The organism is Ensifer sp., assembly GCF_031989085.1.
Lineage (GTDB): Bacteria > Pseudomonadota > Alphaproteobacteria > Rhizobiales > Rhizobiaceae > Ensifer.
This window is the reverse complement of the sequence record NZ_DALZXU010000003.1, coordinates 364,486-386,014: the sequence shown is the minus strand read 5'-3', so window position 1 is coordinate 386,014 and position 21,529 is coordinate 364,486. Positions and strand designations below refer to the sequence as shown.

Annotated in this window: 17 protein-coding genes; 10 read left to right on the top strand and 7 right to left on the bottom strand. The window is 63.5% G+C overall.

From position 1 onward, the window contains the following. Positions 1 to 10: 10 nt before the first annotated feature. Both RTP54_RS18855 and RTP54_RS18850 read right to left on the bottom strand, forming a co-directional pair. Positions 11 to 2,080: a prolyl oligopeptidase family serine peptidase gene (locus RTP54_RS18855; RefSeq protein WP_312364998.1), complete on the bottom strand. Its 2,070-nt coding sequence runs from the start codon at positions 2,078 to 2,080 to the stop codon at positions 11 to 13. A 140-nt stretch (positions 2,081 to 2,220) separates the two neighbouring features. Next, positions 2,221 to 3,150 carry a LysR family transcriptional regulator gene (locus RTP54_RS18850; RefSeq protein ID WP_312364996.1) on the bottom strand — a complete coding sequence of 310 codons (930 nt, stop codon included), beginning with the start codon at positions 3,148 to 3,150 and terminating at the stop codon, positions 2,221 to 2,223. A gap of 142 nt (positions 3,151 to 3,292) precedes the next feature. On the opposite strand from RTP54_RS18850, the gene RTP54_RS18845 reads away from it, so the two are divergent. After that, a complete protein-coding gene (locus RTP54_RS18845) occupies positions 3,293 to 4,756 on the top strand; it encodes an MFS transporter (protein WP_312364994.1) in 1,464 nt (487 codons plus the stop codon). A gap of 42 nt (positions 4,757 to 4,798) precedes the next feature. Here the strand turns inward: RTP54_RS18845 and RTP54_RS18840 are convergent, their stop codons facing one another. Next, positions 4,799 to 5,590 (bottom strand): hypothetical protein, encoded by a 792-nt coding sequence (locus RTP54_RS18840; protein WP_112805892.1) that lies wholly within the window; start codon positions 5,588 to 5,590, stop codon positions 4,799 to 4,801. 611 nt (positions 5,591 to 6,201) lie between these two features. Between RTP54_RS18840 and RTP54_RS18835 the strand changes: the two genes are divergently transcribed. After that, entirely contained in the window at positions 6,202 to 6,645 is a 444-nt protein-coding gene (locus RTP54_RS18835) for a hypothetical protein (protein ID WP_112805894.1), read from the top strand. A 37-nt stretch (positions 6,646 to 6,682) separates the two neighbouring features. Here the strand turns inward: RTP54_RS18835 and RTP54_RS18830 are convergent, their stop codons facing one another. Beyond that, on the bottom strand, positions 6,683 to 6,928 hold the full coding sequence (locus RTP54_RS18830) for a hypothetical protein (RefSeq protein ID WP_112805896.1): 246 nt from the start codon (positions 6,926 to 6,928) through the stop codon (positions 6,683 to 6,685). 595 nt (positions 6,929 to 7,523) lie between these two features. Here RTP54_RS18830 and RTP54_RS18825 point away from each other — a divergent pair. From RTP54_RS18825 to RTP54_RS18805, 5 genes are read left to right on the top strand one after another with little or no spacing between them, the layout of a single operon-like run. Further along, positions 7,524 to 9,308 (top strand): IucA/IucC family protein, encoded by a 1,785-nt coding sequence (locus RTP54_RS18825; RefSeq protein WP_312364991.1) that lies wholly within the window; start codon positions 7,524 to 7,526, stop codon positions 9,306 to 9,308. After that, complete coding sequence (locus RTP54_RS18820; protein ID WP_312364989.1) at positions 9,292 to 11,025, top strand: IucA/IucC family protein; 1,734 nt, start codon at positions 9,292 to 9,294, stop codon at positions 11,023 to 11,025. Before RTP54_RS18825 ends, RTP54_RS18820 begins: the two co-directional genes overlap by 17 nt. Continuing rightward, positions 11,022 to 12,302, top strand: a complete 1,281-nt coding sequence (locus tag RTP54_RS18815) for an AMP-binding protein (RefSeq protein ID WP_312364987.1) — start codon at positions 11,022 to 11,024, stop codon at positions 12,300 to 12,302. Before RTP54_RS18820 ends, RTP54_RS18815 begins: the two co-directional genes overlap by 4 nt. Further along, positions 12,299 to 13,609 carry a DUF6005 family protein gene (locus RTP54_RS18810; protein ID WP_312364984.1) on the top strand — a complete coding sequence of 437 codons (1,311 nt, stop codon included), beginning with the start codon at positions 12,299 to 12,301 and terminating at the stop codon, positions 13,607 to 13,609. The genes RTP54_RS18815 and RTP54_RS18810 overlap by 4 nt, the downstream gene beginning before the upstream one ends. Beyond that, on the top strand, positions 13,606 to 14,451 hold the full coding sequence (locus RTP54_RS18805; protein WP_312364982.1) for a sugar phosphate isomerase/epimerase: 846 nt from the start codon (positions 13,606 to 13,608) through the stop codon (positions 14,449 to 14,451). Before RTP54_RS18810 ends, RTP54_RS18805 begins: the two co-directional genes overlap by 4 nt. Positions 14,452 to 14,928: 477 nt before the next feature. Here the strand turns inward: RTP54_RS18805 and RTP54_RS18800 are convergent, their stop codons facing one another. Further along, a complete protein-coding gene (locus RTP54_RS18800) occupies positions 14,929 to 15,579 on the bottom strand; it encodes a YceH family protein (protein ID WP_112805907.1) in 651 nt (216 codons plus the stop codon). A gap of 447 nt (positions 15,580 to 16,026) precedes the next feature. Here RTP54_RS18800 and RTP54_RS18795 point away from each other — a divergent pair, with 447 nt between their 5' ends. After that, on the top strand, positions 16,027 to 17,238 hold the full coding sequence (locus RTP54_RS18795; protein ID WP_312365042.1) for a hypothetical protein: 1,212 nt from the start codon (positions 16,027 to 16,029) through the stop codon (positions 17,236 to 17,238). Between the two features lie 12 nt (positions 17,239 to 17,250). Here RTP54_RS18795 and RTP54_RS18790 read toward each other — a convergent pair whose 3' ends face one another. Both RTP54_RS18790 and RTP54_RS18785 read right to left on the bottom strand, forming a co-directional pair. Further along, complete coding sequence (locus RTP54_RS18790) at positions 17,251 to 17,847, bottom strand: helix-turn-helix domain-containing protein (RefSeq protein WP_312364978.1); 597 nt, start codon at positions 17,845 to 17,847, stop codon at positions 17,251 to 17,253. Positions 17,848 to 17,861: 14 nt separating this feature from the next. Then, a complete protein-coding gene (locus RTP54_RS18785; protein ID WP_312364976.1) occupies positions 17,862 to 19,322 on the bottom strand; it encodes an amidase family protein in 1,461 nt (486 codons plus the stop codon). A gap of 217 nt (positions 19,323 to 19,539) precedes the next feature. Between RTP54_RS18785 and RTP54_RS18780 the strand changes: the two genes are divergently transcribed. Continuing rightward, positions 19,540 to 20,244, top strand: a complete 705-nt coding sequence (locus RTP54_RS18780; RefSeq protein ID WP_112805911.1) for a GntR family transcriptional regulator — start codon at positions 19,540 to 19,542, stop codon at positions 20,242 to 20,244. A gap of 131 nt (positions 20,245 to 20,375) precedes the next feature. Beyond that, entirely contained in the window at positions 20,376 to 21,338 is a 963-nt protein-coding gene (locus RTP54_RS18775; protein ID WP_112805913.1) for a dihydrodipicolinate synthase family protein, read from the top strand. The last annotated feature ends 191 nt before the right edge of the window (positions 21,339 to 21,529 follow it).

The window sequence follows — 21,529 nt, the reverse complement described above, 5'->3', positions numbered from 1 at the left end:
ATCGGCCGGCCTATTTGTCCCCGCCGCCGAGCGCCTGCTCCAGAAACACATATTTCATCGCGGTCTGGGCCGCCTGTATCCGCCGGTCGCCGCGCCCGCCATGGCCGCCTTCGGTTTCCTCGTAGAACAGCGCGTGCGCATGGCCTGCTGCCTGCAGTCTTGCCGCCATCTTGCGCGCATGACCGGGATGCACCCGGTCGTCGGCGGTCGACGTCGTCAAGAGAACCGGCGGATATGCGACGTCCTCCGTGACGTGCTGGTAGGGAGAATAGGCCGCGAGCCAGGTCGCCTCCTCGGGCTTCGACGGATCGCCATATTCGGCCATCCACGACGCGCCGGGCGGCAATTCGGTGTAACGCAGCATGTCGAGCAGCGGCACCTCGATGATCACGGCACCGAACAGCTCCGGCCGCTGGGTCATGGAAACACCGGTGAGCAGGCCGCCGTTCGATCCGCCCTGAATGCCGAGCATGGAGGCGGTCGAGATCCCGCGCCGCACCACGTCCCCGGCGACGGCGGCAAAATCGTCGAATGCATTCTGCCGCTTGTCTTTCAGCGCCGCCTGGTGCCATCCCGGGCCGAATTCGCCGCCGCCGCGGATATTGGCCTGGACATAGGCATAGCCCTTTTCCAGCCAGAGCTTGCCGCGCACGCCGGCATAACCGGGCAGCAGCGGCACTTCGAAACCGCCATAGCCGTAAAGCAGCGCCGGCACCGGCGCCTTCTGGTCGCGCCGCCTGACGACGAAATAGGGAATGGCGGTGCCGTCCTTCGAGCGCGCCTCGAACTGCTCCGAGACCAGCTCGGACGCGTCGAAGCGCGCCGGCTGCGCCTTGATCGTCGCAAGCGTCTTGCCGTCATCGTCGGACCAGATGATCGAACTCGGCGTCAGGAAATCGGTGAAGGAGAACGAGACGCTGGAGCCGAACTGGTTGATATGGCTGATGCCGACATTGCCGTTTTCCGGCAGCGCCACCGGCGACAGCGACCAGCCGGTTTCGCTGCGTTGCGCGGCGACGACGCGACCGCGGACATTGTCCATGAGGTTGATGAAAAGCCGGTCGCGCGTGCTGGCGAGATAGGCGATCGACACGCGGTCCGCCGGCGGCAATACGGTCTCTATGACGCCGATGTCGCCCGTTTCCAGCCAGCGCCCGAAATCGAAGGCGTAGAGCCCGTCGGGCAGGCATGTCAGGCCACCCGGCGCAGACCAGGCACTGCGCACCCCGAAGATGACACGCCCCTTGAATATCGCTGTTTCGGTGGCGTCGTCCGGCAGCGGCAACCGCCGGTTTTCGCCGGAGGCCAGGCGGACGAAATGATGACCCGAATAGAAATCGATGGTTCTCGCCAGCAACAGGTAGCGCTCATCGCCGTCGAATTCCAGCGAACCGCCGACGGCCAGATCCTCCAGCTGCCCCTCGAAGATCGGCTCGGCGGCACTGAGATCGGTGCCGCGCTTCCAGAGCTTCACGACGCGGGGATAGCCGGACTGCGTCCTGTCGCCTTCCTCCAGGGCCGCGCCGACGATGACCGTATCGGCGTCAAGCCAGCCGAAATCGGATTTCGACGAGGGCGCGCGGAAGCCGCCCTCGACGAAGGAACCGGTCTCGATGTCGAATTCGCGCATCTCGCTGGCATCGCCGCCATCGGGTGAAAGGCTCACAAGGCAGCGGTTGAAATCCGGATAGAGGCGGCGCGCGCCGCTGAAGACCCATTTGATGCCTTCCGCTTGCGACAACGCGTCGAAGTCGATGATCGTCTGCCAATCCGTCTTGTCGGTCTTGTAGGAGGCAACCGTCGCGCGGCGCCACAGACCGAGCGCATTCGTCTTGTCCTGCCAGAAATTATAGACATATCCGCCCAGCTCGTAGCCGACGGCGATGTTGTCCTGCGCGGTCATCAATTCCAGCGCCGTCTCGAACTGAGCCTGATAGGAAGGATCGCCCTTGAGCTTGGCTTTCGTCAGGTCGTTCTGGTGATGGACCCAGTCGAGCGCCGGCTTCGAGGTCCTGTCCTCCAGCCAGAGGAACGGATCTTCGGCACGCGTCGACAGATCTGGGGAAACGGCTTTGATCATGAAATCTCCGGAAGCAGTATCGGCGGACGATCGCGCCGTTGCAGCGATATATGTTGTCTCTCCACCTGCCTTTGCAATGTCAAAGCGTGATGAACGGACGATCTGCAGTCTGTGGGTCCTCCACCCGCGCTACCGTGGGCTCAGGGGCCCGGGTCGGTGTCTGGATGACGATCGGCGCGTTCCGCAAGGCAGACCTCGCGCACGCACATGCGCAGCCAGCGCTGCGCCGGATCGGCATCGAGCCGCGGATGCCAGAGCATCGAGACAGTCACCTCCGGGACCGGGAAAGGCAGCGCGAAACTGTGCATGCCGGCACGCAGGTTGCCGCTATGTCGCTCCGGAACGCTGGCGATCAGGTCCGAGCCGCGCGCCAGTGCAAGTGCCGCCGAAAAGCCGCCGACGGTGGTGACGACCTGGCGTTCGAGCCCGAGTTTTTCCAGAGCGTCGTCGATCGGCCCGCGCTCGAGGCCTCGCCTGGAGACGAGCACATGCCGGCCGCCGGCATAGCGCGATGCCGTGACAGGGGTGTCGATCAGGGGGTGCCCCGACCTGAGCACTCCAATGAAGCGATCGCGGAAAAGCGCCTGCGCGCGCACTTCCGGGCCAGTCGAAAGCCCGATCACGCCGGTTTCCAGATCGACGCTGCCGTCGCGCAGCGCGCCGCTTTCCCGGTTCGGCTTCGGCAGGAAGCGCAGGCGCGCGCCCGGCGCATCGGCACCGATGCGGCGAAGCAGAGCCGGGCCGAAATTCTCCACGAAGCCCTCGCTCGTGCGCAGCGTGAACGTGCGGGCGAGCTGGGAAAGATCCAGCATCTCGGCCGGTCGCAACACGGCCTCGGCGTCGTCGACGAGCTGGCCGACGCGTTCGCGCAACGCGAGCGCACGTGGCGTCGGAACAAGGCCACGCCCGGCGCGCACCAGAAGCGGATCGCCCGTCACCTGCCGCAGTCGCGCCAGTGCCCGGCTCATGGCGGAAGGGCTGAGGCGCAACCGCTCGGCGGCGCGCGCCACACTTGCCTCCGCAAGCAAAACATCAAGCGTGACCAGCAGATTGAGATCGGGTTTCGTCATCACACCGTTATAGCGCAATCCCGCCCTGATGTGGCGTTCGATGCAGGAATAATCTGCAAATCGTGCGTGTTCCGCCATATCAAATCACGATCTAGGCTTCCGGTCGCTCCATTTCGGAGCTTGCTAGCGAAGGAAGCGTGACGTGAAACGACAGACAACAGCACCCGCCGAACCCGGTGACACCGGCTGCGAACGCACGGGCTCTCACCGGTGGTCGCTTGCGAGCCTGTCGCTCGCGACGCTGCTGTCCGCACTCGGCACCAGCATCGCCAATGTCGGTCTGCCCGCGATCGCGCACGCCTTCGAAGCGCCGTTCCAGGACGTGCAATGGGTGGTGGTCGCCTATCTGCTTGCCATCACGGCGTTGATCGTCGGCGCCGGGCGGCTAGGGGATATCGTCGGCAGACGCCGCCTGCTGCTGACGGGCATCGGCCTGTTCACCCTGGCGTCCAGCCTCACCGGCCTTGCCCCAACGCTGTGGCTGCTGGTCGCAGCGCGCGCGATGCAGGGAGCTGGCGCTGCAATCATGATGGCGCTGGGCATGGCCTTCGTCGCGGAGACCGTTCCGAAGGCGCAGGTCGGCAGCGCCATGGGCCTGCTCGCAACGATGTCGGCGATCGGCACGGCGCTCGGGCCGTCGCTCGGCGGCGCGCTGATTTCGGGCTTCGGCTGGCGTGCCATCTTCCTCGTCACCGTGCCTCTCGGCATGCTGACCTATGGTCTCGCCCGTAGACATCTCCCTGCCCACCGGCATGTGGCGGCAACGACCCCTGCCCGCATCGACGTCGCCGGCACCATCCTGCTGGCATCGACGCTGGCGGCCTATGCGCTCGCCATGACCACCGGGCGCGGCCATTTCGGCACGGTCAATATCGCCCTGCTGCTGCTAGCGGCACTGGGTATCCGGGTTTTCATGATGGTCGAAACCAGGGTCGCGTCGCCGCTGGTGGATCTGGCGATGTTTCGCGATCCGCTCCTTTTTGCAAGCCTGATGGCGAACGGGCTGGTTTCCACGGTCATGATGACGACCCTGGTTGTCGGTCCCTTTTATCTCGCGCGCGCCCTGGGGCTCGATGCGGCAGCCACCGGCCTCATCCTGTCGGCCGGTCCGGTGGTGGCGGCATTGAGCGGCGTTCCCGCTGGCCGCCTGGTCGACCGTTTCGGTGCACGGCCGGTAACGATGGCGGGACTAGGTGCAATCGCGACCGGCGCTATCGCCCTCTCCATCCTGCCGGCGTCCTGCGGGATCCCCGGCTACCTGGCTCCGATCGTCGTCATCACCGCGGGCTATGCCCTCTTTCAGGCCGCCAACAACACCGCGGTCATGGCGGGCATCGCCGCCGATCGCCGCGGCGTCGTTTCCGGCCTCGTCAACCTGTCGCGCAACCTGGGGCTGGTCACCGGCGCCTCCGCAATGGGAGCTGTCTTCGTGCTGGCGTCGGATGCCTCCGACATCACCCTGGCACGGCCCGAAGCCGTCGCGTCGGGCATGCGACTGACCTTTGCGGTCGCGGCCTTTCTCGTTGCGCTCGCAATCGCGATTGCCTTGGCTGGGCGTGCGCTGGCTGCATCCTCACCGGCACGCGAGCCATCGCCCGAGAACTGATCGCGTCTGCGCCGGCTGGCCGCCCACTGGCGGCCACCGGCTTCACTCCAGATCGAGCGTCGTGAACAACCGGCAATTGGCCGCTGCCGGCACCGTTCTGCAAACTTCGGCCGAGGTCAAAAGTTCGACCCCGCCGAGCTTGGTCGTCAGCTTCATCTCCAGCATGGCGACCGGCTCGATCTTGCGGATGTCGGCAGCGGGCGTGATCTTCATCAGGTCGACAACGGCGCCACCGACGCCCATTTCCGTAAGGTAGGACTTGAGCTTGCGCTCGGTCTCCTTGCTCATCTCGTAGGTCTTGTAGCCACCGATATTCCTGCGGCTGACGACCTTCTTGCTGGTCATCGTCTTCTTGCCGTTCACGACGCGGTACTTTGCCCGATATTGCGTCTCGATCTGGACGTAGGTCGTGGTGATCTGGTGGACACCGAGAAATGCCCACTCGCCGACGACCCGCAAGGTGCCGCCGGCCAGCATCAGCGGGCATGCCGAGTTGCAATAGGCGTCACCGGAATAGGCGATGCCTATGCGGCGCGCGCCCTGACGATCGCGATCGATGCAATCCTCCTGCTCTGGCTGACAGTCGATCAGCCGGGTCTTGCCCACTGCCACTTCGATCTGGCGCGCCCGGATCATCCGGCCGATCGAGAGCGCCGCATCGACGTTGCCGCCGGGAGACGTGACGACGATCGGCAGGCGGCGATCACCGATCGACTTGAGCAGCTTCTTGAACAGCGCCGGGCTTTCATCGACGATCGTTCCCTCCGCCGATATCCATTCGGCACAGGTCGGCTCGCACCCCGGCTGACCGCTGCGAACGACGAAGAACTGCATTTCGCCACCTTCGGGCTGTGACGCCCGAGCCGCTCCGCCCGATGCGACAGTCGCAGCCAACAGGCAAGCTATAACCATTGAACCCCGAAGCACTTCGCGTGAAAATGCCGTGCCGCGCAAGGAAGTGCACCTCCTCTCGACTGTTTCGCACCGGATCTTCCAAGCGGGACGATCACGCCCCAACCCTTGTCTCGCATAGCCGGTGCTGCGCCGGATTGAAGAAACGCCATGCCATAAATGTACGTATCGAAACGAATGCGCTGTCCCGCACGATCGTTGAAATCATGCATGGGAAGGCAAAAAGAAAATGCGGATTGCGTGGATATGGAATGAAATCAAAAATAGCACGGGCCATTAATATGAGGCAATACTCATATAAGCGTAGTCGCGGCGGAGAAGTGAGCCATTCGGCCAATTCCGCCATCTGATCTGCGTCCCGAAAGGGCTCCGGCACCTCAAAAAAAATGCCATCGATCAGCGTTGAAACACCGGCGTTCGCGCCGTTGCAGCGACACGATCGTACCTCCGCGCGATCGTTCGGGCACAAGGGGGGCTAGATACGGCGACGCCGCTTTGACAACATAGGCGCTCAAGGCAGGGTTGGCGATTCGATGACGATATACTTCAAGGCGGCGATTTCCGATGACGTGGCATTCGGAATGATTGAACGGTGTTTTGCCGATCCGGATGACTATGACGGTTATCTCGACATCTTCGGCGATCACACCGAACAGACCGTCTCATGGAGCAAAGGCAGGTCCGCCGACGAGTTCAAGGACCAGATCACCGAGGCGTTGCGTGCGGCCTGGGAGACGGCGCGGTTCTGGCAGGTTTACGAGCGGCGCGAAGACCGCGACGATCCCGCAACCAATGAAATTCGACGCGCCGCCATCGATCTGACCCGTGCCTATGGCGGCGTGATTGTCATCACGCTCAGCCTGCTCGGACGGCGCAGCAGTGCCAACGATCTCGAACTGGTTTTCTTGTGCTTCGAAGAAGATGCCCAGCGCCGGAATTTTCGCGTGCGGTACGACGGAAAATTCGTTCCGGCCTGAGCCCCGGTCACTGGCTGCAAGCGTGGGGCCTGACGCGCTAGTGAAGTTTCCTCGATAGCAGTTGCAAGGACGCGGTCTCCTCGAACAGGTGTATGTCCTCGTTCAGCGACCCGCGATGTTTATGCGACAGGCTGACAAGGCAGTCGGCAACTTCATCGGACGTCCACCCGGCGGCTTCTGCGCGCTCCACCAGGTCCAGGAAGGCGGCATCGACGGCGCCCTCGCAGTCCTGCTCCCGATCCGGATGCCCGTGGCTGATCAGTGGCACAGCGATTTTGGTCATCAACGATCCTCCCATGTGAAGGATAATGTGACGGTGAACGGCTGCAAAGCGACCAAAGTCGGACCTTTACGGCGACCTTGGTGTTTCCGGCGAATTTCACGCCGAATTTAACTGGACAAAAATAATCATAAAAAAATCGGCGATCGGCGAGAAAAAATCGCGAGCCGGTCGTCTTTGTTTGAAAGCGCATGCCGACGCACTGCGCCGAAAGCCGAGACGGGTGGAAGATGAACGCACCGGAATGCCGTAACGGACGTCCGCCGTTCCGGGGGAAACGAGGCTCGACCGGCCCGCTTCTGCCTGGGACGCGCGCGGCCGACACCCGTGCGTCCTTGGCTTTGCACGCTGTTTCACCTTCGCCCGTCAACGGCGGATCAGCCGGACACACTCCGTCCGGACCGCTCTCCCGTGATGCCCGGCATCCCGCCGGGCGCACCTTGCGCCAATCCCACCCGCCACCAGCGGCGGGCGGCACACCGGTGGCGACGCACATCGCGCCAACCTGAGAAAGCTCACCAGGAAAATTCAATGCGTTGCGCCTCCCACGCGACGCGATTGCGCGACTTTGCATGTCGCGTGCCGAGGATCGACAAACATGAAATTGTCTAGGCAAATCGCAGAAACTGCGACATTTCAAAGCTTCGCCAACTGCTATCTGAGAGAGGTCAATTCCGGCGTACCGGTGATGCACCGGACCGCCGGCGGGTCCTGCGACAGCATCGAATGGTCGCTTCCCCGCCAGCAGATCATTCTGCGCGCCGAGGTGGCTTCATCGTCCCTTTGCGGTCCGCTTCACTTCGGCAGAGCCTGGGTCAGGAACCTCTCCGAGCCATCGTGGCGTCCGATCGAGCTGATGTCCGCTCTTCATATGCTCGTCCAGGCCGCCTACCGCCAGGACGATGCCGGCCAGACTGATGCGTTGCGCGGCTTTGAACTCGAACTTTTGATCCGCGTGCTCGAAAGCTACCAGCAGACGGCGCTCTATCTCGATAACGCAAAACCCTGTGAAGACGGGATCGGCGAGTTTCTCGAGGCTGAGCAGTCGCTCGTCTTCGGGCACTGGCTGCACCCGACGCCGAAGAGCCGGCAAGGCATGAGCTATTGGCAGCAGGAGAGCTACGCTCCCGAACTGCGCGGCCAGTTCAGGCTGCAGTATTTCGCAGCGAAGATGGACCACGTCCGCCATGCGTCCTCGCGCCCGACGGAGGCACCGGACATCGTGCGCTCCCTCTCCAAGCTCGACACGGCAGATCTGGGCCTTGCCGACGACGAGTGCCTGTTGCCGATGCACCCGCTGCAGGCGGAGGCCCTGCTTCTCGACCCGGGCATTCAGGCAATGCAGCATGCCGGCATCCTGCGGCATCTCGGCCCGGCGGGTTCCCTCTTCAGCGCCACATCCTCCGTTCGCACCGTCTATGGCGCGCACGAAGACTGGATGCTGAAATTTTCACTGCCGGTGCGCATCACCAATTCCGTGCGCCTGAACCGAAGGCAGGAACTGGAGGCCGGCGTCGCCATGGCCAGGCTCGTCGACCGGATCGGCCTTGCCCGACGCTCGACGAACTTCCGCATCATCCAGGATCCAGCCTATGTGACGCTCGACGTGCCCGGGCAAAGCGAGAGCGGTTTCGAGGTGATCCTGCGTGAAAACCCCTTTGCCCACGGCAGGGGCGTGGGCGTCGTGACGCTGGCGGCGCTAACCGCTGACCCGCTTCCGCAGGCGCCATCAAGGCTCGAAACCCTCCTGCGCACGATTTCCCTGAGGGACGCCGAGGCCGTCGCCGACACCTGCCTCGTCTGGTTCCAGCGCTATCTTGCCTGCGCAGTCGAGCCGCTGATCCGTCTCTACGACGACTACGGCATCGCGCTCGAAGCGCACCAGCAAAACAGCCTGCTGGACATCGGCGCCGGCTACCCCTCGGTCAGCTACTACCGCGACAACCAGGGCTTTTATCTCTCGGAACGGTACCGCAGCCTGCTTTCGAGCCATGTCCCGGAGACCGGAATGATCCCGTCGCTCTATTTTCCCGAGAGCGAAATCCGCGACCGCTTCGCCTATTACCTCATCGTCAACCAGGTCTTTTCCGTCATCAGCCGCATCGGCCACGATGGACTATGCGACGAAGGCATGTTGCTGCGCATGCTGCGCAACCACCTGGAGCACTGCGCACAGACGATGACCGGCGCCGGGCGCGACTTTGCCCGCCACGTGCTGGACCTGCCGACGATTGCCTCCAAGGCCAACCTGACCACCCGACTGTTCAATGTCGACGAACTGCAATCCGACCACGCTCCGATCCTTTACCGCCCTGTTCCAAACCCGTTGCGGGCGCCCGCGGCACTGACAGCATCGAGGACCAGCCATGCCATTGCCTCTTGATATCAAGGGACGCCATGACGATCGGGTGCTTCGCCAGCTAGTCGCCGCCCTCCTGTTCGAAGGCATCATCGAGGCGCATCGAAGCGATGTCGGCGGGACGGCACAGTTTCGCTGGAGCCTCGGTGACCGCGACTTCCGGTGCGACGCCGTGCCCGGCGCTTTTGGGCGGGTTCGGCCGCTGCCGGGGTCGGTGCAGATGCGCGAAAATGAAGGCAGCTGGAGCGAGGCTTCGCTCCCGCTTCTCGTCTCCGCCCTGCCCGGCACCGGCATCACCCGGGCGAAACTGCTGAACGAGATGAAGCAGACGGTCGCCTTTTCCGAATGGAACGACCGCCACATCGCGCCCCGAACGCGGCGGGGGATGACCTTCGCCGATCTCGAAGGCGCCATCGACGAGGGCCATCCCTACCATCCCTGCTACAAGGCGCGCACCGGCTTTTCCAACGCCGACCACGCGTTGTTTGGTCCGGAGACAGGGGGGACGTTTCAGCTCGTCTGGCTGCTCGTCGCCCGCCGCCATCTGCGCCAGGCCCTGCCCGGTGACGAAGAGGCCTTCTGGCGAAGGGAACTTGGCGAGGAAACCTGGGCGCAACTTCAGGCAAAGCGGGATGAACTCGACGCCTCCGTCGAGGATTTCGGCCTGGTGCCGCTGCATCCTTGGCAATGGCGCAATCTCGGCGAGACGCTGACCAGCGGCTGGATTGCTGCCGGCGAGGCCCATTGCCTCGGCGCGATCGGCGACCGTTACACTGCCACCCAGTCGGTGCGCTCGCTTCTCAACCGCGACCGACCGCTGGCCGCCAGCATCAAGCTGCCGCTCAACATCGTCAACACCTCGTCCCGGCGCATCCTCGAGCCGCACTCGGTCTGCACCGCCCCGGTCATATCGCGTTGGATCGGCGGGATCGTCGCAGCGGATCCGCAATTCCGCAAAGACTACCCGCTGACCATCCTTGAGGAATATGCCGGCGTCATCGCCGATGCGCACGAGCCCCTGGCCGGACAAGTGGGCGCGATCTGGCGCGAAAGCGCCGAGGCGACGCTTCAAGCCGGAGAAACCGTCATCCCCTTTACGGCGCTGATGATGGTTGAGGTGGACGGACGGCCCTTTGCCGACGACTGGGTCCAGCGTTTCGGCCTGATGCCGTGGATCAACCGGCTTCTCGAAATCGCCGTCCTGCCGGTCTGGCATCTGCTCGTCCACCACGGCATCGCGGTTGAGGCACACGGCCAGAACATGCTGCTCGTGCACCGTGACGGCTGGCCGGAACGGCTGATCCTGCGCGACTTCCACGAAAGCATCGAGTTCTCGCCCGGTTTCCTGCGCGAACCCGAAAAGGCACCGGACTTTCTGCCCCTGCACCCGTCCTACCGCGACGCCGAACCGGACCAGTTCTACTGGACCGACAACCTGGATTCGCTGCGCGAACTGGTGATGGACACGCTGTTCGTCTACAATTTGAGCGAAATCAGCCACCTGCTCGCCCATTGCTACAACCTTGGCGAACCGCTGTTCTGGCAGCGGGTGCAAAGCCTGCTGTCCTCCTATGCGCTGAGGCACGGCGCGGGCAGGCAGGCAAAGCTCGGTCACGACCGGCCGGAAATTCTCACCGAATCCCTGATGACGAGGAAGCTCTTCGCGCGCAAGCCCGAGTACCACCACGTGGTGCCCAATGCGCTTGCCGCGGACAAACTTCAACGAAGGAGAAAGCCATGATCCGCATCGACGACAGGCTCTATGATCGTGCCCATTTCGACGAGACATCCGCGCGACTTGCCGCCCAGATCGGCCTGAAGGCGCGCGACGACGGTCGCTACGCCGTCTGCTTTACAGACACGGCCGACTGGCTGGCGTTGTTCTTCGCCATCCGCACGGCTGGTGCCAGCGTTCTGCCGATCCACCCGGGAACGCCCTATGCCGCGGCGCGCAAGCTTGCCGTCGGTGCTGGCTGCGACCGCCTTTTCTATAACAGCCTGACGGCGGAGGTGCTCGACCGGCCGGCGGACGCCCCGTGCGAAGGCACGCTCCTGCAGATGAGTTCGGGCACGACGGGAGCGCCCAAATGCGTGGCGCGAAGCTGGGGCAATATCGACGCCGAGATCGAAAGCTATATCGCCACCTTCCGCGAACCGCAGGACATGACCCCGGTCGTCGCCTGCCCGACCACCCATTCCTATGGTCTGATCTGCGGCATACTGGTGGCGCTCGCGCGTGGCCAGACGCCGGTTGTCGTCAACACGGCCAACCCGAAATATCTTCTGAAGGTCCTGCGCGAAACCGAGCGGCCACTGCTCTACTCCTCGCCGGCCATCCTGCATACGCTGGCCCGGTTGATCGCCGACGGCGAGCAGATCCACGCAACGATGACGTCGGGCACGCTGCTCCCCGATCCCTGGTTTGCCCAGATCCGGGCGAAGAGCCGTTACATGTTCCAGCAATATGGGTGCTCGGAAGCCGGATGCATCGCCATCAATCCCGATGTCACCGCCGCCGGCGACATGGGTTTCGTGCTGCCGCATCTCCTTTCGCAGACAGGAAGCGCTGTCGAGGACGCCGGAGAAATCGTCGTGACGAAGAACGACGGCGTCGCCATCCACACCCGCGACCTCGGCTATCGCCGCGCTGATGGCATGCTGGTCTTCGTGTCGCGCATGGACGACATGATCAATGTCTCCGGTCTCAACGTTTATCCCCGAGACGTGGAGGATGCGGTGATGGCGATGCCGGAGGTCTCGGACGCCGTTGCCTTCCGGATCGGCGACCGCTTCGCCGGCGAACGTGTCGCGCTGCTGTTCAGCGCAAAAGAAACCGTGGCACCCCAGGCGATCCGCGAATGGTGCAACAAGCACCTCGCCAGCCATCAGTTGCCGATGGACATCCGCCAGGTCGAGGCTATTCCGCGCCAGGCCAATGGCAAGATCAGCCGCCGCGAGGTGGCCGCGCGCCACGCTGCCGGCGAGTTCAGCAAACCGATCGCCGGAGCAGCGTCATGACCCCAGACGAAACCCTGGAAGCCATCCACACGGTTCTCGGCCAGCACATGATGCATCCGCACCTCGACGGCTTTGGCCCGGAGGCGCGGCTCAACGAGGACCTCTATCTGGATTCCGTGCTGATCCTGCAGATCTTCCTCAATCTGGAGCTGGAATACGGTCTGAGCGTGCCGGAAGAGGCGATCGCCCGCCAGGATGTCCAGACCGTTGCCGACCTCGTCGCCCTCTACCAGCCGAAGGCCGTCGCCTCCGTCATCCCGTCGTTTCCACTGACCGGCGGCACGAACGATGAAGGCGTGCACGGCGAGGCCTATTACGACATCAAGGTGCATTGCTTCGTCAGTTGTGTCTGCGACGGGCTGAAGCGCCAGGGCCTCGACCACCGGCCCTTCTACTTCGGCGTCTGGGACGCGAAATTCGCCGTAAGCGACCGTTTTCAGCTGCTCTATCACGCGCCCGATATCACCCAGGAGTTCTTCCGCGCCTGGTTCCAGCGGCTCTATGGCATCACGGTCCGCGAATGGTACGATCCGGCAGCGAGCAAAAGCGACAATCTGGGCACGATGCTCGATCTCGTTCACCGCCGCACGGACACCGGTTCCGTCATGGTCATGCTCGACATGTTCCACCTGCCGGAGCGGGAGAACAAGTTCAACCAGAACCCGTTCCCGCATTACCTCATGTTGCAGGAAACCGCCGATCCAACCACATGGTTCGTGCACGACCCCGATTACCGCTGGGAAGGGGAGATCGCCCGGGACAAGGTGATCCATGCCGTGATGCAGCCAACCGTCGGCGGGGGCTATGTCTTTGACAATGCCGAAGCGCGCGCGCCAGCCGCCGAAGACCTCAAGGCATACTTCGAGGCCTGCTTCGTCGAGAAACGCAACCCGCTTGTCGACAGCGTGCGCGAGATCGTCACGGCGCATCTGGAGGGGCGCGGCGGCATGGATCTTGCCGACCTGACGGCGGCCGTGCGCGAGCTGCCCGTCATCACCATCCGCAAATACGCCTATGAGCACGGCTTTGCCTTCTTCTGGCGAGCGCTGAAGCTGCCGGCGCGCGAATTCGAGGGCTGGTGCGACGAGATCGAGACGCTGGTGCAGTCGCTGAAGGCGCTGCATTACGACTGCATGAAGCTGAGCCAGACCGGCAGCCATGCACTGGCTGCCCCGGTCTTCGAGCGATTGGCGGAAGCTGACCGCGCCGAGACGAAGCTGAAAGGCAAGCTCGCCGAGATCTTCGGTCTCTGGTGCGAGCAGAACGTCACTGCCGACATTCCCATGCTGAAAAGGGTTGCGCGATGAACATCTCGCTGTGCACGATCACGTTCCGTCATCACCTGATGTCGCTCGGCGAAATCGCCGCCTGGGCACAATCCAACGACTTCCAGGGCATCGAGCTCTGGGGCGCGCATGCGCGCAATCTGGCGCAACAGCCCGACCGCAACGCCGACTGGCTGGACACGTTCGGATTGAAGGTGCCGATGATCAGCGATTATCTGCCCCTCGACGGCGATGCGGAGACGCTCAGGCTGAAGACAGTCGAGCTTTGCCGGCTCGCCCGCCGCTGGCGCACCCGCAAGATTCGCACTTTTGCCGGCAACAGCGGCAGCCTCTCCGTTTGTGAAGACGAACGGCAACGCATCGTGGAGCGGCTGCGGGAGATATGCGCTGTTGTCGCCGGCTACGGCATCCACTTGCTGGCCGAAACGCATCCGAAGACGCTGGCCGATACCGCCGCCTCGACATTGCGACTGATCGAAGAGGTTGATCATCCCGCCTTTGCCATCAACTTCGATACCCTCCATGTCTGGGAGGGCGGCGACGACCCCATTGCCGTCCTGCGGAAGATGAAGCCGCACATCCGCCACTACCACCTGAAGAACGTGCGCGACCGGACGGACCTCGCGGTCTTCGAACCGGCCAACGTCTATGCCGCCGCCGGGTGGCGCGACGGCATGACGCCGCTGTTCGAGGGCACCGTCGATTATGCCGATTTCCTCGCGGAGATCGCCGGCGACGGCCAGATCGATGCCTCGCTCGAATGGTTCGGCAACGATTGCCTCGACGTCCTCAGGCGCGACCGCCGGCAGGTTCGCCGGGTCATCGAGGGACAGGAACCGGTACGGCGCTCAGTCAACTTTTAGTGATTGCAACCGGCGCTGATAACAGGTCGATTTTCATGGAACCATAAAAAATGGCCCCAGCAACGCGCCGGGGCCCATTTTTTGTTATTGTTCTGGTATTGCAAATATCTAATTTATATATTTTTGAAGCACCGAAATACTGCCTCGTTCGCGGCTTTGCTCATTTTAGTCTTGGAGCGGACGAGCTGTGCTCTACGTCCCTACTCTCGCAATCTTGCCGATGAAAATCAATCAACTTTTATGGGTCAATTTTTCATCGAACGATGCCGCAGCACGGGCGAAGGTTGCACTGCGCATAAGCGCATGCCCCCGTAGGTCAGCGCCTGAACGATCGCTACGCCCGCATCGGCTCCCTAAAGAAACCGCGGAACATCCGGCTGGTTCGGCCGGAAGGAGATGAAAATTTCAAGCGTCATGACGCACGAATTTTCATCGCCCCGGCGTTTATGACCCGAAGCAGCGGCGTATTGCCGGCGGTCAATTTCCCCTGAGGGCAGCGACCTCCGCCTGGAGTGTCGCGACCGTCTCTTCGAGAGCCCGCAGGCGCTGCTCCAGTTCCGACAGACCGGCGCCGCCAAAGGCGGCTGCACCCGGCGTGGCGACGGCCGTCTGGTCGACCTCCCCGGACAGAAGATGCGCGAAGCGATCCTCGCGCTGGCCGGCGCCGCGGTTGAGCTGGATGATCAGCGGCGGCCGCCTGCCGATCATCAGGTCGAGATTGTCCTTCAGATCCTCGACCGACTGGAAGCGCGCCATGCGTTCGCTGCGCGACCAGAGTTCATAGGCCGTCTGCGGACCGCGCAGCAACAGGAGGCCAAGCACGACGATTTGCGGTGAGGTTAGCGAAAAGCGGTTGGCGGCGAGGTGTTCGTAGCGCTCGACGCGCGAAGCGAAGGCCTGGCGGACAAGGCCTTTCTGAGAAAGCGTACCGAGCGCCCGGTGCACGTCGGCCTGTTCCAGCGCCATCACCGGATCGCGCGCCGTCTTCTGATTGGCGGCGGAGTGCAGGGAGTTGAGCGTCAGCGGATAGACGTCGGGCGTCGTTTCCTTCTTCTCGATCAGGCAGCCGAGGACACGGGCTTCGATCGCATTGAGTTCCGGAAAATCGGTGTCTGAATTGGTGTTCATAAGCTCACTCTTCTCGGCACGGGGTCAACGGCAACCCAAGGCTTCTCCAGGGACGGACGATCTCAGCCAGGCCCGTCGCCGGCTGCGGCAACGGCCGCCTCGATCAACCGCGCCCTTCGATAACGCGTTGATGGACCAAGGCCAAGTTGCTTTGCCGTTTCCACCGCATATATCTCGCTTGCGGTGAGGCCTCGCGGTGCACGCTGAGGTCGAGCGCGCACCGGATCATCATTATTTTGCCAACGACGAGGCGCCCGTCAGATCGATCACGATTGTGCCGCAGTTCGCGCCGATAGGATGCCGGTCAGTTCAGCTTAACCCGCCACAACCTGCCACCCTCGCCACCGCCGTCAGCACGCAGCATCGCCTTCTTCGGCGGTCGCCGTGCCCGCTGCCGACGGCTCTCGAAAACCGCCACCACAGAAGCCTCCCATGCCGCGTACCAACATGCCGCGTATCAAGAAGAGGGTCGTCCTGCACTTTCCCGGCTTCGAGCCACTCGACGCCGAGGCGCATCGCCAACGCTACGAGCGCTCGGCGCAGCAGAGCGCCAAGGTCTGGGCCTTCAGCTCCGCCGTCGGGCCGCTCGCCGGCGCGCATTTCGACGTCGCCAGCGCCGGGCCGCATTGGCAGACCGCAAGCCGCATCCACGTCTTCGACCACAACGTCCTCGTCGATGCCCTTGGCCGCCGGTCGCTCATCCGCCGGCTGGGTGGTGGATTTGCCAGTGCCCTGCGTGTCACGGTCGATGGCGGACTTTGGGGCTATTTTCGCCACGCATGGCGGTTCGGCCTGTTTTTCCTATTCCCGTTCCTGCTGGTTTTCCTGATGACGGCAACGGTGCTCGCCGTCGCGTCCAGTCCCTACTGGCTGGGCCTGTCGGGTTGGAACCTGGCGTGGAGCGCGCCGCTTTCGGCTCTTCTGCTGCACCGGATCCTGCTGCCTTTCGCAGCCCGGTTCCACACGCTGCACCTGTTTGCCGACTGGGAAATGGCAGTCGCGCTCGCACGGCTCGACCGGCCCGACTTCAACCGCTGGCTCGACGACTGCGCCGACGCCGCTCACGCGGCGTTGAACGAAGAGGCGGACGAATATCTGATCAGTTCGCACAGCATGGGCTCGAGCGTCGCCGCTCATGTGATCGGCATTCTGCTCGAGCGGCAGCCGGATGTTTTCAAGGGCAAACGGGTGGTGTTTGCAACGCTCGGCGGCGCGATCCTGCAATGCGCCCTGATGCGGTCGGCGCATGCCCTGCGCGCCCGGGTTGGCGCGATCGCCGCCACGCGGGAGATCTTCTGGTTCGAGATCCAGTGCCTGACGGATGTGGTCAACTTCTACAAGACACGCGTTGTCGCGCTTTGCGGTCATGCGCACGAAAAGCAGCCGCCGATTGCCTTTATCAAGGTCAAGCTCATGCTGTCGGCGGATCGCTACCGCAGGATCAAACGCAATTTCCTGCGCGTCCATCGCCAATACGTGCTCGACCCGGATGTCAGGGCGTCCTTCGATTTCACCCTGATGACGGCGGGCCCGCTGCCGGCGGCCGAATTCGCAGATTTTTCACGGACAAACCTCCCGGCGCTTCCAGGCCGGGACGCCGTCAACGACGACAGCCCGCCTGCAGCGCGTGGCGAACATCGCGAGAGACGCGAAGCCTGACGCCCCGCGACGTCAGGCTTCGCGTCCCGGCAGATCCAGCAAGGCCTGCAGACCGGCAAGCTGAAAGCGCCAGAAGAGTTCGAACGCGGCGGCAATCGCCGCTGCGTCGCGGTGGCCGGCAAGGATGTCGCCGATCGTGTCGATCGTTCGCGTGAACGTGGTCTCAAGCGTGAAGCGCAAGAGCGGCGTCAGAGCCTCGTCCCCGTAGCGGTTGGTAACGTAACGCGACGCCAGTCGCAGCATTTCCCGGCTCATCAGTTGCGACATGTGGGCATAACGCGTCCCCTGTCCGCCGCGAAGCAGGATGATTACCACGAGCCGATGCTCGATCAGAAACTGCAGGAATGCCCGCGCGCGCTCGGATCCGGCGGCATTTGCCGAAGACCATTGCTCTATGCCTCCAAGTTCGCGCACGCGGGCGCGCATCAGTCTCAGGAGCCTTGCGGCCAGCGCCGGGGTCACGACGGCGTGAAACAGCGCATCCTTGTGCTCGACATATTTGTATATGTTGCTCGGGCTCGTTCCCGCCCGCTCGGCAACATCGGCCAATTTCGCCGCGGCAAACCCTTTCTCGGCAAAGACCTCTGCCGCGGATGCAAGGACCCGCACACGGACACTCTCCTTCAACCGTTGCGGCATGCGAGGCGCTCGGCGAGACGATCGAGATGTTTTGCCCAGGGGGCCATTTCCTCCAGCTGGAAGGCCAGGGAGAACAACAGTGCGTCGCGCCCGGGCGCCGCGGCGAAATGGCAGCCGATCGGCAGGTCGTCTGCGGACCAGTGAAGCGGCACCGACATCGCCGGCCATCCGGCCAGTGACGCCACGACGGTGTATCCGGCGAGGTCCTCGGTGAAGGCGATGAGCGCATCGGGATCGCTGTCGGGCCCGTATTGGCCGAGCGGAAACGCCGTGAAGGAGACGGTGGGAGACAACAGCACGTCATAGTCTGCGATGAACCGGTTGGCGGCGTCATCGGCGGCAGTGAGCGCTGCCACCGAACGGCCGATATCGTCAGCAGAAAGCGACCGGCTGCGCCGAACGATCTCGCGCGTGTACGGCTCGAAGACGGCTTCGTCGAACGCCGCGCCCATGTGGCTGTGGATCTGATCGAACAGGCCGGCAAGGCCGAGCCCCGTCAATGCGAAGAAGGCGTCGCTCGTCGCCTTCGACGTAACCTGCGGCCCTGCGCAGGCTATGACCTCGTGACCGAGGGCCTCGCACAGGGCGATCGCCCGATCGAGCGCTTGATCCGCAGCCTGCGTGGCGGCGCGATCAAGGCTGTCCCTGCGAAAGACGCCAATCCGCAAAGGCTTTGCCGTGACGGAACCGAGCGCTGCGCACGTCGGCAGCGGCCGGTCGAGATCCGGCCTTTCCGTTGCCGCGAGCCAGACGGCACTGTCGCGGACCGACCGGCTGACGCAATGATCGCTGATCAGCCGCGCCGTCGGCATCGTCGGCGGCAACCCTGCCGAGACCGTGCGGCCACGGCTCGGCTTGTAGCCGAACAGCCCACAGAAAGACGCCGGGCCCCGGATCGAGCCGCCACCGTCTGAAGCATGCGCGATCGGAACCATGCCCGACGCCACGGCAGCAACCGCGCCGCCCGACGATCCGCCGGTGGAAAGGTCCGTGTTCCAGGGATTGCGCGTCGCGCCATGGGCCAACGTCTCGGTCGTGCCGATGAGGCCGAACTCGGAGGTCGTCGACTTGCCGAGAACGACGAGCCCGGCGGCATCCAGTGCGTTGACATAATCCGATCCCCCCTGCGCCGGCTGGCCCTTGAACAGGCGCGTGCCGAAGCCCGCCGATTGACCGGGATAGGGGAGCAGGTCCTTGAGCAGGGTCGGCACGCCGGCAAACGGGCCGGATAATGGCGTTGCGCGGGCCCGGGCACGTGCCCTGTCGAAATCGATAGATGCCAGCGCGTTGACATGCGGGTTCACCAACTCGATGCGCGCGATCGCCGCATCGACCAATTCGAGCGGCGATATCTCGCCTCGCGCCACCATGCCCGCCTGCTGGACCGCGTCCATGCAGACGAAAGGATCCACTTGCCGGCTGACACCGGTTTCCACCTCGCGCATCGGCAATCTCCTCGCTTGAATCTCAAAAGAGAATGAATGATTCTCTTTTGAGATTCAAGCGTCGCGGGACACAGTGCGCCGCCGCCGAGCCGGCCACGCCGTTCATCGCAACGCGGTGCTGCCCCGGTTACCGCGGCAATCACAATCCAGTGCCTATGCAGAGTTGATCCCACGGCCGGGGAGAAGTATTTATCATGTCGACAAAAGGATTCTTTCGATGACCGACACCGATTCCAGCCCCACACTCGAACGCAAGCGCGGCTCTGGCGTGAAGATGGTCTACGACCTCCTGCGCGACGAAATCCTCGATCTTGAGCTGGCGCCGGGTAGCCCGATCGATGAAGTGCAGCTTGCCGAACGTTTCAAGATGTCGCGCACGCCGATCCGCGAGGCGCTGGTGCGGCTGGCGGGCGAGGGCCTGATCGACACGCTGCCGAACCGGTCGACGATGGTTGCAAGCATCGACTTCCTCAACATGCACACGTTCTTCGACGCGCTTGTGCTGATGTATCGCGTTACGACGCGGCTCGCGGCGCAGAACCATCGCCCCGAGGACTTGCCGATCATTCGCGGTTTCCACGAGGATTATGCCGCGGCGATCAAGTCGGGCGACGCGCTGGCGATGATCGCCACCAACGCCGCCTTCCATGCGGCAATCGCGGAGGCCGGCCGCAACCCCTATTTCACCAGCCTTTTCCGCCGACTGCTGGACGAGGGACGCCGCATCCTGCGCCTCTACTACCAGTCCTATGAGGAACAGTTCCCCCAGCGCTTCGTCGACGAACACGCGGAGATCATCGCCGCGATCACCGCCCGCGATCTCGAGGCGGCCGATCGTCTCGGCAAGGCGCATGCCGAGCAGATCGTTCAGCAGGTGCAGAAGCTTTTCGCCCGAAAGAACCAGCTCGACATCGCTCTGTGACGTTCTTTGTATTTTTCTTGTCGACAAGTAAAATACAAACAGATATATCTGATCTCCAGAGGCACGGAAAACGTCCGCCGCGGATAGCGCCCACGTTACGTGCCGAGTGACAAAGCCGAGAGGAGTTTCAGATGAAGGCACAGATTTTCACCGGCGTCATTCCGGCGTTGATGACCCCCTGCAAGGAAGACCGCACCCCCGATTTCGACGCGCTGGTGCGCAAGGGCAAGGAACTGATCGCCCAGGGCATGTCGGCTGTCGTCTATTGCGGCTCCATGGGTGACTGGCCGCTTCTGACCGACGCACAGCGCATGGAAGGCGTCGAGCGCCTGGTCAAGGCCGGCATTCCGGTCATCGTCGGCACCGGCGCCGTCAACACCGCATCGGCCGTCGCCCACGCCGCGCATGCCGAGAAGGTCGGCGCGCAGGGCCTGATGGTCATCCCGCGCGTCCTGTCGCGCGGCTCTGTTGTCGCCGCCCAGAAGAATCACTTCAAGGACATCCTGTCGGCCGCGCCGAGCCTGCCGGCTGTCATCTACAACAGCCCCTATTACGGCTTTGCCACCCGCGCCGACCTGTTCTTCGCGCTGCGCGCCGAACATCCGAACCTCGTCGGCTTCAAGGAATTCGGCGGCGCCGCCGACATGCGTTATGCGGCCGAGAACATCACCAGCCGTGACGATGGCGTCTCGCTGATGATCGGCGTCGACACGGCCGTGTTCCACGGCTTCGTCAACTGCGGCGCAACGGGTGCCATCACCGGCATCGGCTGCGTGCTGCCGAAGGAAGTCATCCACATGTGCAACCTGTCGCGTGCGGCCGCCGAAGGCGACGTCGACGCACGTCTGCGCGCGCTGGAACTGGAGCAGGCGCTTGCCGTTCTCTCCTCCTTCGACGAAGGCCCGGACCTGGTCCTCTACTTCAAGCACATGATGGTGCTGAAGGGCGACAAGGAATACACGCTGCACTTCAACGAGAGCGATGCGCTTTCCGACAGCCAGCGCGGTTATGTCGAAGCCCAGTTCAAGCTGTTCAACAGCTGGTACGCCGAGTGGAGCAAGCTCCCGGGCGCGGTCCAGAAGTACAAGGCCTGATCGTCCACATCAGTCCGCAGAAACAGAAGGCCCTCCCATTGGAGGGCCTTTTGCTTTTGGCGAACGCAACGGGCGATCCGATGCCAACGCGCATCGTCGCAGCGCGTCGATATCTGCCCTGCCGCAAAACCACTGGAACATGCAGCGCAACTGGATCGGTTGCTGCCACGGGGCGCGGACCTCGCGCTTGC

Excerpts from the sequence above, each read along its gene's own strand:
- RTP54_RS18855 (WP_312364998.1), bottom strand. The coding sequence starts at position 2,080 with ATGATCAAAGCCGTTTCCCCAGATCTGTCGACGCGTGCCGAAGATCCG.
- RTP54_RS18850 (WP_312364996.1), bottom strand. The coding sequence starts at position 3,150 with ATGACGAAACCCGATCTCAATCTGCTGGTCACGCTTGATGTTTTGCTT.
- RTP54_RS18840 (WP_112805892.1), bottom strand. The coding sequence starts at position 5,590 with ATGCAGTTCTTCGTCGTTCGCAGCGGTCAGCCGGGGTGCGAGCCGACC.
- RTP54_RS18835 (WP_112805894.1), top strand. The coding sequence starts at position 6,202 with ATGACGATATACTTCAAGGCGGCGATTTCCGATGACGTGGCATTCGGA.
- RTP54_RS18830 (WP_112805896.1), bottom strand. The coding sequence starts at position 6,928 with ATGACCAAAATCGCTGTGCCACTGATCAGCCACGGGCATCCGGATCGG.
- RTP54_RS18825 (WP_312364991.1), top strand. The coding sequence starts at position 7,524 with ATGAAATTGTCTAGGCAAATCGCAGAAACTGCGACATTTCAAAGCTTC.
- RTP54_RS18820 (WP_312364989.1), top strand. The coding sequence starts at position 9,292 with ATGCCATTGCCTCTTGATATCAAGGGACGCCATGACGATCGGGTGCTT.
- RTP54_RS18815 (WP_312364987.1), top strand. The coding sequence starts at position 11,022 with ATGATCCGCATCGACGACAGGCTCTATGATCGTGCCCATTTCGACGAG.
- RTP54_RS18810 (WP_312364984.1), top strand. The coding sequence starts at position 12,299 with ATGACCCCAGACGAAACCCTGGAAGCCATCCACACGGTTCTCGGCCAG.
- RTP54_RS18805 (WP_312364982.1), top strand. The coding sequence starts at position 13,606 with ATGAACATCTCGCTGTGCACGATCACGTTCCGTCATCACCTGATGTCG.
- RTP54_RS18800 (WP_112805907.1), bottom strand. The coding sequence starts at position 15,579 with ATGAACACCAATTCAGACACCGATTTTCCGGAACTCAATGCGATCGAA.
- RTP54_RS18795 (WP_312365042.1), top strand. The coding sequence starts at position 16,027 with ATGCCGCGTATCAAGAAGAGGGTCGTCCTGCACTTTCCCGGCTTCGAG.
- RTP54_RS18785 (WP_312364976.1), bottom strand. The coding sequence starts at position 19,322 with ATGCGCGAGGTGGAAACCGGTGTCAGCCGGCAAGTGGATCCTTTCGTC.
- RTP54_RS18780 (WP_112805911.1), top strand. The coding sequence starts at position 19,540 with ATGACCGACACCGATTCCAGCCCCACACTCGAACGCAAGCGCGGCTCT.
- RTP54_RS18775 (WP_112805913.1), top strand. The coding sequence starts at position 20,376 with ATGAAGGCACAGATTTTCACCGGCGTCATTCCGGCGTTGATGACCCCC.